The 19,398-nt window shown below is 71.0% G+C and carries 24 protein-coding genes; 17 read left to right on the top strand and 7 right to left on the bottom strand.

The genetic code is table 11. The annotated features are described in order from the left end of the window. Nucleotides 1–32: 32 nt before the first annotated feature. Together ACY1JX_RS13790 and ACY1JX_RS13795 are read right to left on the bottom strand one after the other, a co-directional pair. On the bottom strand, nt 33–542 hold the full coding sequence (locus ACY1JX_RS13790; RefSeq protein WP_181756373.1) for a DUF1003 domain-containing protein: 510 nt from the start codon (nt 540–542) through the stop codon (nt 33–35). After that, nucleotides 535–1,767 carry a magnesium transporter MgtE N-terminal domain-containing protein gene (locus ACY1JX_RS13795; RefSeq protein ID WP_181756374.1) on the bottom strand — a complete coding sequence of 411 codons (1,233 nt, stop codon included), beginning with the start codon at nt 1,765–1,767 and terminating at the stop codon, nt 535–537. The genes ACY1JX_RS13790 and ACY1JX_RS13795 overlap by 8 nt, the downstream gene beginning before the upstream one ends. A gap of 61 nt (nt 1,768–1,828) precedes the next feature. Here ACY1JX_RS13795 and ACY1JX_RS13800 point away from each other — a divergent pair, with 61 nt between their 5' ends. From ACY1JX_RS13800 to ACY1JX_RS13855, 12 genes are all read left to right on the top strand, one after another. Continuing rightward, entirely contained in the window at nt 1,829–2,710 is an 882-nt protein-coding gene (locus ACY1JX_RS13800) for a DMT family transporter (protein WP_462564316.1), read from the top strand. A gap of 83 nt (nt 2,711–2,793) precedes the next feature. After that, the gene (locus tag ACY1JX_RS13805; protein ID WP_181756375.1) at nt 2,794–3,987 is read left to right on the top strand and encodes an acyl-CoA dehydrogenase family protein; all 1,194 of its coding nucleotides are present in this window, start codon (nt 2,794–2,796) and stop codon (nt 3,985–3,987) included. Nucleotides 3,988–4,070: 83 nt separating this feature from the next. After that, complete coding sequence (locus ACY1JX_RS13810) at nt 4,071–4,544, top strand: YflT domain-containing protein (RefSeq protein WP_286929848.1); 474 nt, start codon at nt 4,071–4,073, stop codon at nt 4,542–4,544. A gap of 108 nt (nt 4,545–4,652) precedes the next feature. Then, nucleotides 4,653–5,963: an endonuclease/exonuclease/phosphatase family protein gene (locus ACY1JX_RS13815; RefSeq protein ID WP_462564317.1), complete on the top strand. Its 1,311-nt coding sequence runs from the start codon at nt 4,653–4,655 to the stop codon at nt 5,961–5,963. Between the two features lie 46 nt (nt 5,964–6,009). Further along, on the top strand, nt 6,010–7,059 hold the full coding sequence (locus ACY1JX_RS13820) for a MaoC family dehydratase (RefSeq protein WP_462564318.1): 1,050 nt from the start codon (nt 6,010–6,012) through the stop codon (nt 7,057–7,059). Nucleotides 7,060–7,063: 4 nt separating this feature from the next. Then, a complete protein-coding gene (locus tag ACY1JX_RS13825; RefSeq protein WP_462564319.1) occupies nt 7,064–7,672 on the top strand; it encodes a histidine phosphatase family protein in 609 nt (202 codons plus the stop codon). A 10-nt stretch (nt 7,673–7,682) separates the two neighbouring features. Beyond that, nucleotides 7,683–8,507, top strand: a complete 825-nt coding sequence (locus tag ACY1JX_RS13830; RefSeq protein WP_462564320.1) for a PHP domain-containing protein — start codon at nt 7,683–7,685, stop codon at nt 8,505–8,507. A 108-nt stretch (nt 8,508–8,615) separates the two neighbouring features. Continuing rightward, nucleotides 8,616–9,044, top strand: coding sequence for a hypothetical protein (locus tag ACY1JX_RS13835; RefSeq protein WP_462564321.1), 429 nt, complete (start codon nt 8,616–8,618; stop codon nt 9,042–9,044). Next, on the top strand, nt 9,041–9,325 hold the full coding sequence (locus tag ACY1JX_RS13840) for a transcriptional regulator (RefSeq protein ID WP_286929859.1): 285 nt from the start codon (nt 9,041–9,043) through the stop codon (nt 9,323–9,325). Before ACY1JX_RS13835 ends, ACY1JX_RS13840 begins: the two co-directional genes overlap by 4 nt. 164 nt (nt 9,326–9,489) lie before the next feature. Continuing rightward, complete coding sequence (locus tag ACY1JX_RS13845; protein WP_462564322.1) at nt 9,490–9,963, top strand: hypothetical protein; 474 nt, start codon at nt 9,490–9,492, stop codon at nt 9,961–9,963. Then, a complete protein-coding gene (locus tag ACY1JX_RS13850) occupies nt 9,960–10,439 on the top strand; it encodes a hypothetical protein (RefSeq protein ID WP_462564323.1) in 480 nt (159 codons plus the stop codon). The genes ACY1JX_RS13845 and ACY1JX_RS13850 overlap by 4 nt, the downstream gene beginning before the upstream one ends. 5 nt (nt 10,440–10,444) lie before the next feature. After that, complete coding sequence (locus tag ACY1JX_RS13855) at nt 10,445–11,080, top strand: TetR/AcrR family transcriptional regulator (protein ID WP_462564324.1); 636 nt, start codon at nt 10,445–10,447, stop codon at nt 11,078–11,080. 117 nt (nt 11,081–11,197) lie between these two features. On the opposite strand, the gene ACY1JX_RS13860 is transcribed toward ACY1JX_RS13855, so the two are convergent. After that, the gene (locus tag ACY1JX_RS13860) at nt 11,198–12,031 is read right to left on the bottom strand and encodes an alpha/beta fold hydrolase (protein ID WP_462564325.1); all 834 of its coding nucleotides are present in this window, start codon (nt 12,029–12,031) and stop codon (nt 11,198–11,200) included. Nucleotides 12,032–12,035: 4 nt separating this feature from the next. Further along, nucleotides 12,036–12,794, bottom strand: coding sequence for an SDR family NAD(P)-dependent oxidoreductase (locus ACY1JX_RS13865; RefSeq protein ID WP_462564326.1), 759 nt, complete (start codon nt 12,792–12,794; stop codon nt 12,036–12,038). Nucleotides 12,795–12,865: 71 nt separating this feature from the next. Here ACY1JX_RS13865 and ACY1JX_RS13870 point away from each other — a divergent pair, with 71 nt between their 5' ends. Both ACY1JX_RS13870 and ACY1JX_RS13875 read left to right on the top strand, forming a co-directional pair. Then, nucleotides 12,866–13,624, top strand: coding sequence for a ParA family protein (locus ACY1JX_RS13870; RefSeq protein ID WP_462564327.1), 759 nt, complete (start codon nt 12,866–12,868; stop codon nt 13,622–13,624). 89 nt (nt 13,625–13,713) lie between these two features. Next, a complete protein-coding gene (locus ACY1JX_RS13875) occupies nt 13,714–14,445 on the top strand; it encodes a L,D-transpeptidase (RefSeq protein ID WP_462564328.1) in 732 nt (243 codons plus the stop codon). 63 nt (nt 14,446–14,508) lie between these two features. On the opposite strand, the gene ACY1JX_RS13880 is transcribed toward ACY1JX_RS13875, so the two are convergent. Continuing rightward, the gene (locus tag ACY1JX_RS13880) at nt 14,509–15,981 is read right to left on the bottom strand and encodes a DEAD/DEAH box helicase (RefSeq protein WP_462564329.1); all 1,473 of its coding nucleotides are present in this window, start codon (nt 15,979–15,981) and stop codon (nt 14,509–14,511) included. 170 nt (nt 15,982–16,151) lie between these two features. Between ACY1JX_RS13880 and ACY1JX_RS13885 the strand changes: the two genes are divergently transcribed. After that, nucleotides 16,152–16,850 (top strand): ferritin-like fold-containing protein, encoded by a 699-nt coding sequence (locus ACY1JX_RS13885; protein ID WP_286929874.1) that lies wholly within the window; start codon nt 16,152–16,154, stop codon nt 16,848–16,850. Nucleotides 16,851–16,865: 15 nt separating this feature from the next. On the opposite strand, the gene ACY1JX_RS13890 is transcribed toward ACY1JX_RS13885, so the two are convergent. Continuing rightward, complete coding sequence (locus tag ACY1JX_RS13890) at nt 16,866–17,102, bottom strand: DUF3107 domain-containing protein (RefSeq protein ID WP_286929875.1); 237 nt, start codon at nt 17,100–17,102, stop codon at nt 16,866–16,868. Continuing rightward, nucleotides 17,099–17,734 carry a TetR/AcrR family transcriptional regulator gene (locus tag ACY1JX_RS13895; protein ID WP_181756392.1) on the bottom strand — a complete coding sequence of 212 codons (636 nt, stop codon included), beginning with the start codon at nt 17,732–17,734 and terminating at the stop codon, nt 17,099–17,101. Before ACY1JX_RS13895 ends, ACY1JX_RS13890 begins: the two co-directional genes overlap by 4 nt. A 150-nt stretch (nt 17,735–17,884) precedes the next feature. Between ACY1JX_RS13895 and moeZ the strand changes: the two genes are divergently transcribed. Both moeZ and ACY1JX_RS13905 read left to right on the top strand, forming a co-directional pair. Continuing rightward, complete coding sequence (gene moeZ / locus ACY1JX_RS13900) at nt 17,885–19,057, top strand: adenylyltransferase/sulfurtransferase MoeZ (protein ID WP_462564330.1); 1,173 nt, start codon at nt 17,885–17,887, stop codon at nt 19,055–19,057. Between the two features lie 39 nt (nt 19,058–19,096). Beyond that, a complete protein-coding gene (locus ACY1JX_RS13905; RefSeq protein ID WP_181756394.1) occupies nt 19,097–19,387 on the top strand; it encodes an MGMT family protein in 291 nt (96 codons plus the stop codon). Nucleotides 19,388–19,398: the final 11 nt, after the last annotated feature.

The raw sequence follows: 19,398 nt of genomic DNA on the forward strand, positions 1-19,398 counted from the left end.
AAGGTCTGGACGGCACACCGCGACGCGGCGGCTCAGTCCTGGTCGGTGGAGGCGTCCTCGCGGTCCAGCTCGGCGAGGAACCCCCGCAGCTCGCTGCGCAGGAAGTCGCGGGTCGCGACCTCGCCCAGGCCGATGCGCAGGCTCGCGACCTCGCGGGCCAGGAACTCCATGTCGGCGTGCGAGCGGCTGGCCGCCTCGCGGTCCTGCTCGGCGGCGATCCGGTCGCGCGCCTCCTGGCGGTTCTGGGCCAGCAGGATCAGCGGCGCGGCGTAGGAGGCCTGCAGCGACAGGATCAGCGTGAGGAAGATGAAGGGGTACTCGTCCCACCGCGGACGGTCGGGACCGTACGGCACGTTCCAGACGATCCACACGAAGATGAACAGTGTCATCCACGCGATGAAGGTGGCCGTGCCGAGGAAGCGCGCGGCGGACTCGGCGAACCGGCCGAACCGCTCGGGATCGGGGTCCTTGCGTGCGCCGAGGTTGCGTCCCAGTCCGCGGCGCAGGTCGCGCGGCTGGTCGAGGCGTTCGCGGTCAGCCATGCTCGCGCCATCCCTTCGGCAGCAGGTGGTCGAGCACGTCGTCGATCGTCACGACGCCCAGCAGGTGCTGGTTCTCGTCGACGACCGGGACGGCCACGAGGTTGTACGCCGCCAGCAGGCCGGCGACCTCGGCCAGCGAGGCCTCGGGGCGCGGCCAGTCGATGTCGTTGACGATGATCTGGCTGACGAGCGTGGAGGGCGGCTCGCGCAGGAGCGCCTGGAAGTGGGCGGCGCCCAGGAAGCGGCCCGTGGGCGTTTCCAGCGGCGGTCGGCACACGTAGACCATCGAGGCCAGCGCGACGCTCAGCTCGGGCTCGCGCACGAGGGCGAGGGCGTCGGCGATGGTGGCGCTCGGGTCGAGCACGACCGGCTCGGTCGTCATCATGCCGCCGGCGGTGCGCTCCTCGTAGGACAGCAGGCGCCGCACGTCCTCGGCGTCGTCGGGCTCCATGAGCCCCAGCAGCTCCTCGGCCGTCTGCGCGGGCAGCTCGCCCAGCAGGTCGGCCGCGTCGTCGGGGTCCATCTCGCCCAGGACGTCGGCACCGCGGCTCGGGTCGAGGATCCCGAGGACCTCCACCTGCAGGGCCTCGGGCATCTCCTCGAGGACGTCGGCCAGCTGCTCGTCGCCGAACTCGCGCACGATCTCCATGCGGCGCTTGGGCGGCAGGTCGCGCAGGGCGTTGGCGATGTCGGCCGGGCGCATCTCGTCCATCATCGCCAGCAGCGTGGTGGCACCCTGGGCGGCGGTCTCGCTGGCCAGCCCGTGGACCTCGTCCCACTCCAGGACGTGGCTCGTGCCGCGGCGGCCGAACCGCTTGTGGTGCTCGGCCACGGCGACCGTCGAGACGTACCAGTCGCGGCGGGGATCCTGCTCGATCGCGATGTCGTAGAGGGTGGCGGCCGTGCCGTCGGCGAGCGTGACCTGGCGGTCGAAGAGCTCGTGGGCGGCCAGCGTCTCGGTGGAGCGCTGCTGGAACCTGCGCAGGTTCAGCACGCCCGTGGTGATGACCTGACCCGAGTCCATCGAGGTCACCCGGGTGATCGGCAGGAACACGCGGCGCCGGCCGAGGACCTCCACCACCAGGCCGAGGACTCGAGGGCGCTGGGTGGCGCTGCGGACCGCCACCACGATGTCGCGCAGCTTGCCCACCTGGTCGCCGACGGGATCGAAGACGGACTGCCCGACGAGACGGGACACGAAGATCCGGGTCGGCTGGCTGCTCACGGGTCCGAGGCTACCGGCCGGCGGGCGCCGAGGCGGGTGTGGCGGGTGGGAGACTGGCGCGGTGAATCTCGTGCTGGCGATCGTCGCAGTGGTCGGCGTGTCGATGTCGGGCCCGCTGATGGCGGCCACGGCCGCGCCCGCGCTCGCGATCGCCTTCTGGCGCAACGCCATGGCCACCGGCCTGCTGGCGCCGATCGCGCTGACCCGGCACCGCACGGCGATCACCGGTCAGGACCGTCACGGCTGGCTGCTCGCGCTCGTCGCCGGAGCGGCGCTGGCCGCGCACTTCGCGTGCTGGGTGGCCTCCCTCAAGCTGACCTCGGTGGCCGCGGCCACGGCGCTGGTCTCGATGCAGGTGCTGTTCGTCATCGGGATCGACGCCCTCCGGGGCCACCGGGCCGCCCCCGGCGTGGTGGTCGGCGCGCTGCTGGCCGTCCTGGGCGTGGCAGCGATCTCCGGAGTCGACCTGTCGCTGTCGGCCGAGGCGCTCTGGGGCGACGGGCTGGCCCTCGCCGGCGGGCTGTTCGCCGCGATCTACGTCATCGTCGGGGCCCGGGTGCGCGAGACGCTGTCGACCACGGCCTACACCTTCACCTGCTACGGCATCTGCTCGGCGATCCTGCTCGTCGCGTGCCTCGTCGCGGGGGTCCCGCTCGGTGGCTGGTCGGCGCAGGCCTGGCTGATGATCGTCGCCGTCATGGTGTGCGCCCAGCTGCTCGGGCACTCCGTCATCAACCACCTGCTGGCCGTGATGTCGCCCGTCGTCGTCTCGCTGATGCTGCTGCTTGAGGTGCCCGGAGCGGCGCTGCTGGCCGCGGCGTTCCTGGGGGAGTCGCTGCCGTGGCTGACCTACGGCGGGATCGTGCTGATCCTCGCCGGGCTCGCCGTGGTCACCGCGTCGAGCGGCCGGGCACGCCGCGCCGAGACGCTCGTCGCGGACTGAATCCTCGCGTCCCCCGCCCGGTGCCCGGCCGTGCCTCGATGTAGGCTCGCCCCGATTCCCACCGAGATTCGAGGAGCACCGTCATGGGGCGTCTTGTCAGTACTGAGGGCCTGACCGAAGAGCAGGTCGAGATCCTCAAGGTCGTCCGCCAGTTCGTCGAGAAGGAGATCATCCCGGTCGCGACGGACCTGGAGCACAAGGACGAGTACCCGACCGAGATCGTCGAGGGCCTGAAGGAGCTGGGCATCTTCGGTCTGATGATCCCCGAGGAGTACGGCGGACTCGGCGAGTCACTGCTGACCTACGCGCTCGTGGTCGAGGAGATCGCCCGCGGCTGGATGAGCGTCTCCGGTGTGATCAACACGCACTTCATCGTGGCCTACATGCTGATCCAGCACGGCACCGAGGAGCAGAAGCAGAAGTACCTGCCGAAGATGGCCACCGGCGAGGTCCGTGGCGCCTTCTCGATGTCCGAGCCGTCGCTGGGCTCGGACGTGTCGGCGATCAGCACCAAGGCGACGAAGCTGGACGACGGCTCGTACGAGATCTCCGGCCAGAAGATGTGGCTGACCAACGGCGGCAGCTCGACGCTGGTCGCGGTCCTGGTCAAGACCGACGAGGGCGCCGACAGCGTCTACAAGAACATGACCACCTTCCTGGTCGAGAAGGAGCCGGGCTTCGGCGAGACGGCCCAGGGCGTCACCGTGCCCGGCAAGATCGAGAAGATGGGCTACAAGGGCATCGACACGACCGAGATGATCCTGGAGAAGCACAAGATCGGTGCGGACCAGATCCTCGGCGGCACGCCCGGCCAGGGCTTCTACCAGATGATGGACGGCGTCGAGGTCGGCCGCGTCAACGTCGGCGCCCGCGCCGTGGGCATCGCGAACCGCGCGTTCGAGCTCGGCATCGCCTACGCGCAGCAGCGCGAGACGTTCGGCAAGCCGATCGCCCAGCACCAGGCGATCCTGTTCCGCCTGGCCGAGATGGCCACCAAGGTCGAGGCCGCCCACACCATGGTCGTGCGCGCCGCGCGGCTGAAGGACTCGGGCAAGCGGATGGACGTCGAGGCCGGCATGGCCAAGATGCTCGCCAGCGAGTACTGCAACGAGGTCGTCGAGGCCTCGTTCCGGATCCACGGCGGCTACGGCTACTCCAAGGAGTACGAGATCGAGCGTCTCTACCGCGAGTCCGCCTTCATGCTGATCGGCGAAGGCACGTCCGACATCCAGAAGATGATCATCGGCCGCAACCTGCTCAAGGACTACAAGCTCTGACCCAGGTCACCGCTGCGACGACGGCCCCGCATCCACTCCGTGGACGCGGGGCCGTCGTCCGTCCGCGCGGCTACGCTGGCCGCATGGCCCAGATCTTCTCGTTGGAGTACCCGCAGTCCCTCGGCGTCTTCGATGACTACGACGCCGCCCAGAAGGCCGTCGACCACCTGTCCGATCACGACTTCCCGGTGGAGAACGTGCTGATCGTCGGCACCGACCTCAAGCAGCTCGAGCGGGTCACCGGCCGGCTCACGTGGGGGCGCGTGATCCTCAGCGGCGTGCTCGGCGGTGCCTGGTTCGGCCTGCTGATCGGCCTGCTCCTGGGCATCTTCGCCGCCGAGGGCGACTGGCTCGCCGCGGTGCTCACCGGCATCCTGCTGGGCGTGGTGTGGGGCGCGATCATCGCCGCGGTGGGCTACGCCGGCTCGCGCGGCCGTCGCGACTTCTCCAGCGTCAAGACGATCCTGCCGAGCAAGTACGAGCTGCTCGTCGAGCACAAGCACCTGGCGCGTGGCCAGGAGCTGCTGGCGGGGCTGCCGGGCTCCACCACGTTCTGAGCCCGCGCGCCTGCGTCGGATGTGACGCAATTTTGTTGGTGTGGCAGAAGAGAACGTAGAATCGGAGCCTGTGCGGCCGCTCGCGTCGCCCCGTTTCTGGAGGTCCTCGTGCGTTCCCGCCTTGCTGCCGCGTCCCTCGCGCTCGCCGTCGCAACCGGTCTGCTCACCGTCCCGCTGACCGCCGCTCCCGCCTCGGCCGCCCCGGCCCGGTGCGCGGCGTACGGCGACGTGGTCCGCGAGACGTCCCCGGGCGGGGTGTTGGCCGGCCGGACGCCGCTGCTCGTCGGCTCGTACAATGTCGCCGGCTACAACGCGTCCCGCGGCACGATGAAGCCGTGGGAGTCCCGCGCGGACCGCGTCGTCGCCAAGATCATGCACTGCGCCCCTGACGTGATCGGGCTGCAGGAGGCCTCGGAGGCGTGGATGCAGCGTCGCCCCGCGGGTGCGCGCAACCACGCGCAGTACGAGCACGTGGTCGACCTGATGAACGCGCGCACGCCCGGAGTGCCGTACCGGGTCACGAACACCCACCGGAAGCAGTGCCCCACCACGGGCCCGAACCCCGCGGTGTGGAACGGCACCTGGAAGGGCCAGCGTGCGCCGTGGCGCGCGTGCACGACGTCGCCCAGCAGGAGCTCCTCGGACAACCGCACGATCTACGACTCCCGCGTGCTGGCCGTGGTGCGCCAGGGCGTGCGCCGGCTGTCGAGCGCGACCTCGACCCCGCGCACCCTCGACTGGACCGTCTTCCGCGTCCTCGCGACGGGCCGTGAGTTCGTCTTCGCCAACACCCACCTCGACGCCCGCTACCGCGGCAGGGCGACCACGACCTCGACGTCGAACACGTTCCGCCGCAAGCAGGCCGGCCAGGTGCTCTCGACCATGAAGCAGGTGCGCGCGCTGCGGGGCGGTGTCCTGCCCGCCGTGCTGGTCGGCGACCTCAACAGCGGGGGCCGCACGCGCAGCACCACGGCGGCCGACGACTTCACGCGGGCCGGCCTGGTCGACCTGCTGGGCACCGACCGCCGCAAGTACAGGTCGAAGTCGGCGCGGTGGCGCGGCTCGTGCAAGTCGGTGGGCGTCACCTCCTCGCTCGTGAACACGAGCAACTGGCGGGTCCCGCTGCACGTCAAGCGCCGGATCAACGTCGCCTACAACTCCTCCAACGCCGTCTCGGGCAAGGGACCGGGCAGCGCGAAGAACACGTGCATGTACAAGGACAAGAAGCTGAAGCGACCCCGCGGTGCCACCCCCGCCGCTTACTACCGGTACCAGGGAACGCGGATCGACTACGTCCTCGCGTCGGGCCTCCGCGGCCGCGGCTGGGAGACCGTGGTGGACGCGAACCTGCGCAAGGCGCGCTACCGCGTGACCCCGCCCTCGGACCACAACATGGTCGCGGCGACGCTGGCGTTCTGACGATCCGCCATGATGGTCCCGCACCATCGGCGACAGTGAGGACGACATGAGCAAGACGAACCCGGGCAACTTCTTCGAGGACTTCACGCTCGGACAGGTGATCGAGCACGCCACGCCCCGCACGATCACCGAGGGCGACCGGGCGGTCTACGGCTCCATCTATCCCACGCGCTTCGCGGTGCCCTCGTCCGCGGTGTTCGCCGCCTCGGTCGGCCTCACGGGATCGAACGGCGAGGGGCACCCGGTCGAGGACCTCATCGGCTTCCACGTCGCCTTCGGCAAGACCGTCCCCGACGTCTCGCTCAACGCGGTGGCCAACCTGGGCTACGCCGAGTGCCGCTTCCACGCGCCGATCGTCCCGGGCGACACGATCTCGACGTCGTCCGAGGTCATTGGGCTGAAGCAGAACTCGAACGGCAAGACGGGGGTGGTCTACGTCCGCTCCACCGCCGTGAACCAGCGCGACGAGGTCGTCCTGGACTGGGCGCGCTGGGTCATGGTGCACAAGCGGAACACCGAGGCGCCCGCGCCGGAGACGGTGGTTCCGGAGCTCGCTCCGTTCGTCGCCCCCGAGGACCTCGTGATCCCCGCCGGTCTGGACTTCACCGACTACGACTTCGCCGCCGCCGGCGAGCCGCACCGCTTCGACGACTACGAGGTCGGCGAGAAGATCGACCACGTCGACGGCGTCACGCTCACCGAGTCCGAGCACCAGCAGGCCACCCGCCTGTGGCAGAACACCGCGAAGGTGCACTTCAACGTCGAGGCCCGCCCCGACGGCAACAACCTCGTGTACGGCGGCCACGTCATCTCGCTGGCCCGCTCGCTGGCGTTCAACGGTCTGGCCAACGCCCAGCTGATCGCCGCGATCAACGCCGGGGCGCACACGTCGCCCGCGTTCGCCGGCGACACGATCTACGCGTGGAGCGAGGTGCTCGACAAGGCCGAGACGTCCGCGCCGGGCGTCGGGGCGCTGCGGCTGCGGCTGGTGGCCACCAAGGGCCGCGACGAGTCCATGACGCTCAAGGGATCGGACGGGAAGTACGCCCCCGGCGTGCTGCTCGACCTCGACCACTGGGTCCTCGTGCCACGCTGAGTCCATGAACGCCTACGAGTCCGACACCGAGCTCTGGCTCGTCCGCCACGGCGAGACCGAGTGGAGCCGGGTCTGGAAGCACACCTCGGTGACCGACCTGGAGCTGACCGACCTCGGTCGCGACCAGGCCAAGGCGCTGCGTCCACTGCTCTCGGGCGTGGCGTTCGACCGCATCTGGAGCAGCCCGCGACGCCGTGCCCTCGCCACCGCCGAGCTGGCCGGATGCGAGCTCGGCGAGGTCGAGGTGGTCGAGGACGTCGTCGAGTGGGACTACGGGCAGTACGAGGGCGTCACCACGGAGGAGATCCGCCAGACGGTGCCGGACTGGACGGTGTGGTCCCACCCGTCGCCCGGCGGCGAAACGGCCGAGCAGGTGGGCGCCCGCCTCGACCGCGTGGTGGACCGCGCGCGATCGCTCGGCGGACGCACCCTGGTCTTCGCGCACGGGCACTCGCTGCGGGTCCTCGCGGCGCGCTGGCTGGGCCTGGACGTGGCCGACGGCCGCGTGTTCGCGCTGGACACCGCGACGTACTCGGTGCTCGGCGACGACCGCGGGCAGCCCGTGGTCCTGCAGTGGAACGTCCCGGACAGCACGCGCGCGCACAGGCTCTAGTCTTCGTAACGTGCGCATCGACCTCCACACCCACTCGACGCGATCCGACGGCACCGACACGCCGGGCGACCTCGTGCGCAAGGCGAAGGCCGAGGGACTCGACGCGATCGCCCTCACCGACCACGACGCGACCGAGGGGTGGGCCGAGGCCGAGGTGGTGGCCGACGAGGTGGGCCTGCGGCTGATCCGCGGCATCGAGATCTCGACGCAGTACGAGGGCCTCAGCGTGCACCTGCTGGGCTACGAGTTCGAGCCCGGGTACGGCCCGCTCGTCGAGGAGCTGGAGCGCGTCCTGGGTGGGCGGAACCAGCGCCTGCCGCGGATCCTGGAGAAGCTCGCCGCGCTGGGCATGCCGCTCACCGAGGCGGAGGTGTTCGCCGTCGCCGGCGACGCCGCGGCCTGGGGCCGCCCGCACGTCGCCGACGCGATGATCGCGAAGGGCTACATCAAGGACCGCGACGAGGCCTTCCGCGACTGGCTCGTGCCCGGCAAGCCCGGCTACGTCGGGCGCTACTCCGCGGGCCTGTTCGACGCGGTGCGGCTGGTCCGCGAGGCGGGCGGCCGACCGGTGGTGGCCCACGCCTGGGCCCGCGACAGCCGCGGCAAGATGACCGCCGAGCTGCTGGCCGAGCTCACGGAGGCGGGACTGGCCGGCCTCGAGGTCGACCATCCCGACCACGACGAGCGGGCGCGTGCCGAGCTCCGGGCGATCGCCGACGACCTCGGTCTCGCGCGCACCGGGTCGAGCGACCACCACGGGACGGGCAAGGGCCCGGCGTTCCACCTCGGCGCCAACCTCACCGATCCCGAGCAGCTCGAGCGCCTCCTGGGCTGACCTTCGGTTTCCACCATGGCTTGCCAGAGTGGAAAGTCGCGAGTTAGACTTTCCATGTTGGAAAGCCGCAGCGCACGTCGCAGTGGCAAGCCGAGACGTGGAGGAACCATGACCGAACGGGACGAGGCGCGCGAAGCGCTCGAGCAGATCGCCGCCACGCGTCGGGAGACCGCGCACCGGGCCGCGAGCCCGAAGGGCTACTACGCCGTCGCCGGCATCGGGATGGGCCTGGTGATCCTCGGGCTCGGCCTCGACGGGCCGATGCGGTGGGTCCTCTACGTCGTCGGCCTCGCCACCACCCTCGGCGCGATGAGCTGGTACACGAAGCACACCGGCATCGTCACGTTCGCGACGCTGCGCGAGCCCGGTGCCTGGCGGGCATGGCTGATGATTGGGCTGTCGCTTGTCGCTCTCGCGGTCGCTTGGACCGGGCCGGTCGTGGCCGCGCTGGGCGCCGTGGTCACGGCACTGACCTGGGCCGTGCTGGGCCCGGCGTGGGACGCGGCATGGGTGCGCAGCATCGAGGAGCAGCCGTGAGCGTCGGCCTCTTCGATCCGCTGATCCACGCGCCGCACCGCCTGCAGATCTGCGCCATCCTCGACACGGTCGACAAGACGGAGTTCGCCCTCCTCCGCGAACGGCTCGACGTGAGCGAGTCGGTCCTCAGCAAGCAGGTCAAGGCGCTGGAGGACGCCGGGTACGTCAAGGTCACGAAGGCCACCCGCGCGGGCCGCGTGCGCTCCTGGGCCGCGTTCACGAAGTCCGGCCGCGCCGCCTACCGCGACCACGTCGCCGCGCTCCGCGCCATCGTCGGCTGACCCCCTCGCCGCCGAACGGCGAGTGGCGCAAATTCGCCCGCCACCCGCCGAGTGGCGGGCGTTTCTGCGCCGCTCGCGACCCGGGTTTGCGCCACTCGTGGTGGGGGCACGCCTCTGCTATTCTCGTTCTTGAGCGAGTGCTCAAGAACGAAGGAGCGGTGACCATGAGACCGACGGACGTGTTCGGAGCGGGACTCGTCGCCTCCGCGGTGGCGGGCGCCGTCTGCTCCCTCTGCTTCCTCCTGGTGGCCGAGCTCGGTGGCGGTGTGATGAGCGAGCGTCTCGGGCTTCTCTCTCTGCTCCTGGTCTGGGTCGGGTTGGGGCTCTGGATCGGACTCGGGGCCGGGATCGCCTTGGGGATCGTGCCGGCGGGCATCGCCGCGAGTGCGTGGCCCCAGCTCGTGCAATCGGTGGGCGAGGACCGCGCCGTCCGTCGCCTGACTGTGCTGGTCACGGCGATCGTGCTCATCGAGCTGCTCGTGGCGGCGATCGGCACCTCGCGGGACCTGATCGGTGCTGTCCCGTGGGTGCTCGCAGCAACCGCGGTGTGCGGCGGAATCGCGTGGCTGCACCTGCGTGCCGCACAGCGCTTCGCCCAGCAGCACTCGCAACGCCTCATTGAGGGAGGACGCGCATGACGAGGCTCCAGTTCGCCTTGCGGGCGATCGTCGCCGCGCCGCTGGCGGGGGCGCTCTGCGCCCTCGGCTTCTTCCTGGTCGCGTTCGCCATCGACGCAGCGAACGGCGGGGAGGACTCCGACCTCCACGGGCTCTTCGTGCTGATCGTCATCTGGCTGGTTGCTGCCGCCCCGATCGGGATGGTGGCGGGCGTGGGCCTGGGTGTGGTGCCGGCGACCGTCAGCATCGTCGCGTGGCCGACCCTCGAGCGCCGGCTCGGAACGTCGCGCGCCATCGAGACGAGTGTGGCTCTGGTCGCGGTGATCGGATTCCTCGAGACACTCTTCGTGGCGCGGGCCTTCGATGCTCCGCTGCTCGAGGCGGTCGGATGGGCCCTGGGTGCCGCCGTCGTGTGCGCGCTGACCCTCCGCTGGTTCCTGCTTCGTGGTCTGCGGGCCGCCGAGCGCCGCGCCGCACGGGCCGTCGCGCCATACTGAACCCCGTGCCGCCGAAGTCCGCCGAGGAGTCCAAGCGCCGCCTGGTCGAGGCCGCGATCGAGGTGATGACCTCCGACGGCATCGCCGCCGTCTCCGCCCGCGCGGTGTCGCAGCGGGCCGGCGTCGCCCAGGGCCTGGTCTTCTACCACTACGGATCCGTCACCGACCTCGTCGCGCAGGCCTGCGTCACCGCGACGCGTGACCGGGTCGAGCTGCATCGCGCGCGGTTCGACGCGGCCTCCAGCTTCGGCGACCTCGTCCAGCTCGCCCGCGACGTGCAGGAGGCCGAGCGCGGCGCCGGGCACGTGTCGGTGCTGGGGCAGTCGCTCGTCCTGGCGCAGTCCGATCCCGGGATCGGCGCGGCCGCCCGCGACGCACTCGCCCTGTGGCGCGAGCCGCTGCGCAGCGTCGCGGACCGGCTGCTCACGCCGGGTTCCCCGTTCGCGGGTGTGGTCGACGCCGAGGCGTTCACCGATCTGCTGATGGCGGCCTTCATCGGCTTCGAGCTCACCGACCCGGTGCGCACCGAGGCCGACTCCGACCGCTCGTTCGACGCGGTCACGGCGATGGCTGCCGCCCTCGACGGCCTCGGACCCGTGGCGCGCCGCGCCGTCGCCGCCACGCTCCGCCGGCGCCGCTGACTCACGCCGAGTGGCGCCAACCGGGGTCGCGAGTGGCGCAGAAACGCCCGCCACTCGCCGAGTGGCGGGCGAAATTGCGCCACTCGCGGTGAGGGGGGAGGCGGGCTGGGCGCGGGGTCAGTGCGAGAGCAGGAAGTCGCGCCAGTCGTCGACGAACTCGTCGGGCGCCTCGACCGCGGGGGAGTGCGCCGCGGAGGGCAGGATCACGATCTGGGTGCCGAGCCGCTCGGCCATCTCGGCCTGGGCGTCGTGGGGCCACGCGTCGTCAGCCTCTCCGCGGGCGACCCAAACCGGCACGCCCGTCGCCGCGACCTCGTCCACCCGGTCGGGAGCGTCGAGCAGGTGCTGCGTCATCGCCTTGAGCGAGGCCGGCGCATTGGCCGAGAAGCGCTTCCCGAGGAAGGCGGTGATCTGGGCGGGCCGCTTGATGCCCTGCTCGCGCAGCTGGTGGATGTCCAGCAGCGGCACCTTGCCGATGGCCGCCGCGATGCGCTTCAGCGGCCGCGTCGGGGAGTCGCCGAGGGCGCCCGGGCCCGAGCACAGCAGGGTCAGGGTGCGCACCCGCTCGGGGTGGGCGATGGTCAGGTTCTGCGCCACGAGGCCGCCGAACGAGTGCCCGAGCAGGTGGAAGCGGTCGTCCTCCAGCAGCTCGTCGGCCACCGCGAGCGCATCGGCCGCGAGAGCCTCCAGCGAGTAGTCGTCCAGCGGGTCGCCGGGGGACTCGTACTGTCCGCGCTGGTCGAACGTCACGACGTCGAACCCGAGTCCGGCGAGCAGCGGCAGGACGGGGGTGAAGTCCTCCTTGCTGCCGGTCCAGCCGGGCACGAGCAGGATCGAGCCCCGGCGCTCGCCGACGGCGCGCGCCCGGTGGACGGCGTGCTCGCTGCGGCTCGTCTCGGCGCGGAGGACTTCGACGCCCTCGGGGATCTCGAGGGTCTTGGGGACGCTCACCGGATCATCGACCCCGCTGGGCGATCTTCGCGACGACGGTGGCGGGTGCGTAGCGCGCCACCGCCATGAGCACCTTGTAGCGCAGCGAAGGGACGGAGATCGCCTTGCCGCGCTCGAGGTCGCGCAACGAGTCCTTCACCACGGCGTCGGCCTTGAGCCACATCCACCGCGGCACGTTGCCGATCTCGGCGCCCATCCGCTGGTGGAACTCGGTGCGCGTGAAGCCGGGGCACAGGGCCTGCACGGTGATGCCGACGTCGCCGTAGTGCCAGTTGGCCCACTGCGAGATGTTCACCAGCCACGCCTTGTGGGCGGAGTACGCACCACGCGGGGTGAATGCGGCGACGCTGGCGACGTTGATGATCCCGCCGCGGCCGCGGCCCGACATGGACTTGATGGCGGCGTCCATCAGGTGCATCGGCGCACGCACGAGCAGGTCGAGCTGGCGGTCCTCGTCGGCGATGGCGGTGGAGCCGAACCAGCCGGCGAGGGAGGCACCCGCGTTGTTGACCAGCAGGTCGATCGGGCGCCCCGACTCCGACAGGCGGTCCGCGACCCGGTCCATCCCCTGAAGGGTGGCCAGGTCGGCGGTGATGACCTCGACCTCGACCTGGTGCGCGTCGGTCAGCTCGGCGGCGACCTGCTCCAGCCGGACGGTGTCGCGGGCGACGAGGACGAGGTGGGTTCCACGCCGCGCCAGCTGCCGCGCGAACGCGTTTCCGATGCCGGCGGTGGCGCCGGTGATCAGGGCCGTTCGGGTCATGGATCCAGCATGCCAGTGAACCGATGTCCCGCCTGCGGTAGGCCCACCCCGGTCGATGGCACAATGTCGGCGTGACCACCACCTTGGCCCTCGCCAACCAGAAGGGCGGCGTCGCCAAGACCACCAGCGTCGCGTCGCTCGGCGCGGCCCTGCTGGAGGAGCGTCAGCGCGTGCTGCTGGTCGACCTCGACCCGCAGGGCAGCCTGACGTTCTCCCTCGGCATCGATCCCGAGGAGCTCGAGGTCACCGTCGCCGAGGTCCTGCTCGGCAAGATCCCGGCCCGCGACGCGCTCGTCACCACCGAGGAGGGCCTCGACCTGCTGCCGGCCAACGTCGCGCTCGCCGAGGCCGAGGAGAACCTCGTCACGCGCACCGGCCGCGAGCAGCGGCTGAGGGTGGCGCTGGCGAAGATCGCCGACGACTACGACTGGATCATCCTCGACTGCCCGCCGGCCCTGGGCGTGCTGACGATCGGTGCGCTCTCCGCCGCCGACCAGGTGCTGATCCCGCTCCAGGCCGAGACGCTCTCGCACCGCGGCGTCGGACAGCTGCTCGACACCATCCACGACGTCCGCCAGTTCATCAATCCCGACCTCGTCATCCGCGGCGTGCTCGCGACGATGTACGACGGCCGCACGGCGCACGCGCGCAACGTGCTGGCGGCCATCACCGAGACGTACGACCTCGAGGTGCTCGAGCCGCCGATCCCCAAGACCATCCGCTTCGCCGAGGCGCCCGCCATCGGGCGCTCGATCCTCAGCACCGCGCGCACCCACAAGGGCGCCGAGGCCTACCGGGCCGTGGCGCGGCTGCTGGCCGAGGGCCGATGAGTCCAGCCACGCCCGGTGAGGGTGGTTCCGCCACGCGCACCCCGCGCGAAGTCGGCCATCGGCGCAAGGTGGCGCCTACCGTGGAGGACATGGCTTCCCCGCCCCGTGTCCACCTCGGTCGCATCGCGATGCTCGTCGGTGCCGTCGCGCTGACGGCAACGGTGTCGGCCGTCTCCCTCGTCCAGGCCGATCCAGCCGAGTCCGCAGGCCCGTCGCGCTCCGGCGCCGCCGTCGCCGAGACGGTGACACCGGCCCTGACGGCCGCCACCGCGCGTGCCGACGCGGCCGCCGCGAAGCAGGCCACCGCGAAGCAGGCCGCGCCCCGGGCAGCGGCCACGGTGAAGGGCCAGAGTGCCGCGAAGGACCAGCCGGCGCCGAAGGAAGAGCCCGCCACCACGAAGGCGGCCGCGGGACCCCCGCCGCCCGAGGGCTCGGGGGAGGGCCGGCGCATCGTCTTCGACCAGTCCGACCAGCGCGTGTGGCTCATCGAGGCCGACGAGAAGGTCGACCGCACCTACCTGGTGTCCGGCAGCCGCTTCGACAACCTCCAGCCCGGCTCCTACTCCGTCACGTCCCGGCAGCGCCATGCCACGAGCTTCGACTACACCGGCTCGATGGAGTACTTCGTGCGCTTCGCCACGGGCTGGAGCGCGCCGATCGGCTTCCACTCCATTCCGGTCTACAACAACGGCAAGCCCGAGCAGACGGAGGAGCAGCTGGGCGAGCCCCTGTCCGCCGGCTGCGTGCGCCAGAAGAAGTCCGACGCGAAGTACCTCTGGGACTGGGCGCCCGACGGCACCCCGGTCATCGTCACGGCCTGAGACGACGAATCCCCCGCCCACCGGCAAGCCGGTCGGCGGGGGATCTCGTCAGGACGTGGTGCGTCAGGAGGCGGAGGCGGGCGCGGGACCCGACGCCTGACCACCCGAGGGACGGCGCCGGCGACGGCGACGACGCGCCTGGCCCTCGCCCGCGGGCTGCTCCTCGCCGGACGCCGCGGGAGCGGTCTCGGCCGGACGGGCCTCGCCCTCGACGGGCTTGCCGCCACGGGTGCGCTGACGGCTGCGGTCGCCGCCGTCGCGCGACTGGCCGTCGCGACGCTGGCCATCGCGACGCTGACCCTCGCGGCGACCGTCGCGGCCACCCTCGGAGCGGGGCTCCTTGGGCGCCGGGGGGTTCAGCCGGCCCTTGACGTTGCGATCGATGCCGAGGTCCTGGAAGAGGTGGTCCGACGTGGAGTACGTCTCCAGCGGCTCGTCGTAGGGCAGGTCGAGCGCCTTGTTGATCAGCTTCCAGCGCTGCAGGTCGGCCCAGTCGACGAACGTGACCGCGATGCCCGACGCGCCGGCGCGACCGGTGCGGCCGATGCGGTGCACGTAGGTCTTGTCGTCCTCGGGGCACGTGTAGTTGATGACGTGGCTGATGTTGGCCACGTCGATGCCGCGGGCGGCGACGTCGGTGGCCACCAGGATGCTGACCTTGCCCTCGCGGAAGCCGTCGAGCGCCTTCTCACGCGCCTTCTGGGCCATGTCGCCGTGCAGCGGCGAGGCCGGGAAGCCGCGGTCGGCCAGGTCGTCGGCGACGCGCTGCGCCTGTCGCTTCGTGCGGGTGAACACCACGACGCGCTCGACGTCGTCGGCCTGCAGGATGCGGGCGACCACCTCGGGCTTGTCCATGTCGTGCGCCTGCCAGACGAACTGGCTCGTGGCCGGCACCATCTGGCCGGACTCGGCCGACTCGGCACGGATGTTCATCGGGTGGTGCATGTGCTTGCGCGCGAGCGTGACGATCGACGACGGCATCGTCGCGCTGAACAGCATCGTCTGGCGCGTCTCGGGGGTGCGGGCGAGGATCGACTCGACATCGGGCAGGAAGCCCAGGTCGAGCATCTCGTCGGCCTCGTCGAGGACGAGCGACTTGACGTGGCTGATGTCCAGGGCGCGGCGGTTCACCAGGTCAAGGATGCGGCCGGGGGTGCCGACGACGATGTCGACGCCGGTCTCGAGGGCCTCGAGCTGCGGCTCGTACGGCACGCCGCCGTAGATCGTCAGCATGCGGGTGCCGCGGTTCTTCGACGCCGTCTTGACGTCGTTCGCGACCTGGATCGCCAGCTCACGCGTGGGAGCGACGATGAGCGCCTGCGGCTTGCCGGGCGCGGCCAGCTGGTCGTAGTCGGGGTCGTGCGGGGCCACGGTGCGCTGGATGACGGGGATGGAGAACGCCAGCGTCTTGCCCGTGCCCGTGCGGGCCTGGCCGATGAGGTCGGTTCCCATGAGGGCGACCGAGAGGGTCATCTCCTGGATGGGAAAGGCCTCGATGATGCCCTTGTCGGCGAGGGCGTCGGCGATCTCGGGCATGACGCCCAGTTCGGTGAAGGTAGTCAGGGGTCTGCTCTGTTTTCTGTGTGCGATCTACTGTCAGCGGATCTCGAATGGCTTGGATCCTGATGGGACAGGATCGGCGAATACCCCTTCAGTCTAACGTTCCGCGCCGCGATGCGGGCCGGCGCCGCGCTACAGTCCCGATCATGACCTCCGATCAGGCGCCCGGCGGACCCTTCGACGATCCCGACTACCGGGCCGGCGTGGTCGAGCTGCTGGCGCTGCTCAGCTACGGCGAGCTCAGCGCGGTGGAGCAGCTGAACCAGGACTCCCAGGACGCGCCCGACCTCCGCACGAAGGTCGCGATCCAGACGATGGCCGCCTCGGAGTGGAGTCACTTCGTGCAGCTGCGCGACCGGCTCGTCGAGCTCGGTGAGGACCCGTACGCGGCGATGGAGTCGTTCCGGACGACGTTCGCCCGCTTCCACGGCAAGACCGAGCCGTCGGACTGGCTCGAGGGGCTGCTGAAGGCCTTCGTCGGCGACGGGCTCGCGGCCGACTTCTACCGCGAGATCGCGGCGTTCCTGGACGCCGACACGCGTCAGCTGGTGCTGGAGACGATGAGTCAGACCGGCAACAGCGAGTTCGTGGTCGACCAGGTGCGCGAGGCGATCGCCGCCGACCCGCGGGTGGCGGGCCGGCTCGCGCTGTGGGGACGTCGCCTGATGGGCGAGGCGCTGAGCCAGGCGCAGATGGTGGTGGCCGAGCGCGACGTGCTGACCGCGGTGGTGGTCGGCGCCGCCGACCGACCGGGGGGATTCGACCTGGCCTCGATCGGCCGCATGTTCACCCGGATCACCGAGGCCCACGCCCAGCGCATGGCCCGCCTGGGGCTCGACGCCTGAGCGGGGCCCGCTCCGTCAGGAGCTGGTGAGACCGAAGCCGACCTTGCGACCGGTGTCGGCGTTGAAGTACAGGTAGGCGACCTTGTCGGCCGGGACCGCCACGGTGTGACCCTTGCTGTCGGTGAGCGTGAACAGCGAGTCGTCCTTGAGCGCGCCGTTCAGCGTGGCCAGCACGGTGTCGGGCTCGACATCGGTGTCGACGGACAGTTCACGGGCGGCGTTCTGGACGCCGATCTTGACCTCCACGGTCACTCATCTCCTTGATTGGTGGGCTTGGGGAACCCGCCGATCCCGCGCCAGGCGAGAGTCGAGGCGAGCGTGACGGCGTCGTCGCGCGAGAGGCCCGACGCGCCGGAGAGCCAGGCGCGAGCGCCGACGTGACCCATCCCGACGAGGCCGGCCGCGAGCAGCTCGGCGGCTCCGCGCGACAGGCCGGTGTCCTCGACGATCACCTCGGCGATCGCGGCGGCGGACTCGGAGGTGACCCGGTCGACCAGCTCGCGCACCTCGGGGTCGCTGGTCAGGTCCGACTCGAAGACGAGGCGGAAGGCCTTCTCGCGGTCGGCGACGCTGTCGTACCAGAGCTGCATGCTGGCCTGGACGCGCTCGCGGTTGTCCTGCGTGGACGCCAGCGACTCGCGCACGCCCTCGATCACCGTGTCGACCGCCGTGGAGACCAGGGCGGTGTAGAGGTCGAGCTTGCCGGGGAAGTGCTGGTAGAGCACCGGCTTGGACACGCCTGCGCGCTCGGCGATCTCGTCCATCGAGGCCGAGTGGTAGCCCTGCTCCACGAAGACGTCGAGGGCGACGTCCAGCAGCTGGGCGCGCCGTGCGGTGCGGGGCAGCCGCCCTGCGCGGGGGCGAGCCTCTGGGGTCTGGGTCACGTGCCCAACCCTAGCGGTCGGTTACCCGCCGGTCGTTTCCGACGCGGTGTCCACGGACCGGACCTCGCGCCACATGCTGGGACGGGCGAGGAACAATGGACGTCGGCGCCGGGTTGAGCCCGGTGAGCCCAGCAACCGAAGGAGAAGCCCGTGGTCGCGCCCCTGGTCGAACCCGCCGACGAACTGACCATCGACGAAGTGCGTCGGTACAGCCGCCACCTGATCATCCCCGACGTGGGCATGACGGGACAGAAGCGGCTGAAGAACGCGAAGGTGCTGGTCATCGGCGCCGGCGGACTCGGCAGCCCCGCCCTGCTCTACCTCGCGGCGGCCGGCGTCGGCACCCTCGGCATCATCGACGACGACGTCGTCGACGAGTCGAACCTGCAGCGCCAGGTGATCCACGGCCAGTCCGACATCGACAAGCCCAAGGTGCAGAGCGCCGCGGAGTCGGTGGCCGAGACGAACCCGTACGTCAACGTCATCACGCACAACGTGCGCCTGGACAACGACAACGTGCTGGAGATCTTCAGCCAGTACGACCTGATCCTCGACGGCACCGACAACTTCGCCACGCGCTACCTGGTGAACGACGCGGCCGTCATCCTCAACAAGCCGTACGTGTGGGGCTCGATCTACCGCTTCGAGGGCCAGGTCTCGGTCTTCTGGGCGCAGGAGGGGCCGCAGTACCGCGACCTCTACCCCGAGCCCCCGCCGCCGGGCATGGTCCCGTCGTGCGCCGAGGGCGGCGTGCTGGGCGTCCTGTGCGCCTCGATCGGCTCGATCATGGTCACCGAGGCGATCAAGCTGCTCACCGGCATCGGTGACCCGCTCATCGGCCGCCTCATGGTCTACGACGCGCTCGAGATGCGGTACACGACGCTGAAGGTCCGTCGTGACCCCAACGGCGTGCTGCCCACCGAGCTGATGGGCGACTACGAGGCGTTCTGCGGTGCGATCAGCGACGAGGCCGCTGACGCGGCCGCCGACTCCACGATCTCGGTCGCGACGCTCGACGGCTGGCTCAAGGAGCGCAATGACGGGGGCCGCGACTTCGTCCTGGTCGACGTGCGCGAGCCCAACGAGTACGAGATCAACCAGATCCCCGGCTCGGTGCTGATCCCCAAGGGCGAGATCCTCGCCGGCAAGGCGTTCGACCGGCTGCCGCAGGACAAGCAGGTCGTCCTGCACTGCAAGTCGGGCGTCCGCTCGGCCGAGGCGCTCGCGGTGCTCAAGGGCGCCGGCTACTCCGACGCCGTGCACGTCGGCGGCGGCGTCGTGGCCTGGGTCAATCAGATCGACCCGAGCCAGCCCAACTACTGAGTCTCGTCCGGCCCCGGTCCTGCTGACAGGATCGGGGCCATGGACGAGGACTTCACCGAGGCCGTGCTCGAGGTCGTCGAGCAGATCCCGCCGGGATGCGTCGCGACGTACGGCCTGATCGCGGAGCGTCTGGGCCGCGGCGGCGCGCGCCAGGTCGGGCGCGTCATGTCGCTCGAGGGCCACGGCGTGCCGTGGTGGCGCGTCGTGCGCGCCGACGGCTCGCTGCCCGCGCACCTGGTGGTCGACGCCCAGCAGCACTGGCGCGACGAGGGCACCCCCGTCCGCAGCGGCCGCGTGGTCGTGAAGGATGCGCTCGCCCCGGACTTCTGAGGAGTGTCGGG

The organism is Aeromicrobium sp. JP4 (assembly GCF_054957925.1).

Bases quoted from the DNA above. Each gene is read 5' to 3' on its own strand.
- ACY1JX_RS13790 (WP_181756373.1), bottom strand. From the start codon at position 542: ATGGCTGACCGCGAACGCCTCGACCAGCCGCGCGACCTGCGCCGCGGA.
- ACY1JX_RS13805 (WP_181756375.1), top strand. From the start codon at position 2,794: ATGGGGCGTCTTGTCAGTACTGAGGGCCTGACCGAAGAGCAGGTCGAG.
- ACY1JX_RS13810 (WP_286929848.1), top strand. From the start codon at position 4,071: ATGGCCCAGATCTTCTCGTTGGAGTACCCGCAGTCCCTCGGCGTCTTC.
- ACY1JX_RS13820 (WP_462564318.1), top strand. From the start codon at position 6,010: ATGAGCAAGACGAACCCGGGCAACTTCTTCGAGGACTTCACGCTCGGA.
- ACY1JX_RS13825 (WP_462564319.1), top strand. From the start codon at position 7,064: ATGAACGCCTACGAGTCCGACACCGAGCTCTGGCTCGTCCGCCACGGC.
- ACY1JX_RS13835 (WP_462564321.1), top strand. From the start codon at position 8,616: ATGACCGAACGGGACGAGGCGCGCGAAGCGCTCGAGCAGATCGCCGCC.
- ACY1JX_RS13845 (WP_462564322.1), top strand. From the start codon at position 9,490: ATGAGACCGACGGACGTGTTCGGAGCGGGACTCGTCGCCTCCGCGGTG.
- ACY1JX_RS13850 (WP_462564323.1), top strand. From the start codon at position 9,960: ATGACGAGGCTCCAGTTCGCCTTGCGGGCGATCGTCGCCGCGCCGCTG.
- ACY1JX_RS13865 (WP_462564326.1), bottom strand. From the start codon at position 12,794: ATGACCCGAACGGCCCTGATCACCGGCGCCACCGCCGGCATCGGAAAC.
- ACY1JX_RS13875 (WP_462564328.1), top strand. From the start codon at position 13,714: ATGGCTTCCCCGCCCCGTGTCCACCTCGGTCGCATCGCGATGCTCGTC.
- ACY1JX_RS13880 (WP_462564329.1), bottom strand. From the start codon at position 15,981: ATGCCCGAGATCGCCGACGCCCTCGCCGACAAGGGCATCATCGAGGCC.
- ACY1JX_RS13885 (WP_286929874.1), top strand. From the start codon at position 16,152: ATGACCTCCGATCAGGCGCCCGGCGGACCCTTCGACGATCCCGACTAC.
- ACY1JX_RS13905 (WP_181756394.1), top strand. From the start codon at position 19,097: ATGGACGAGGACTTCACCGAGGCCGTGCTCGAGGTCGTCGAGCAGATC.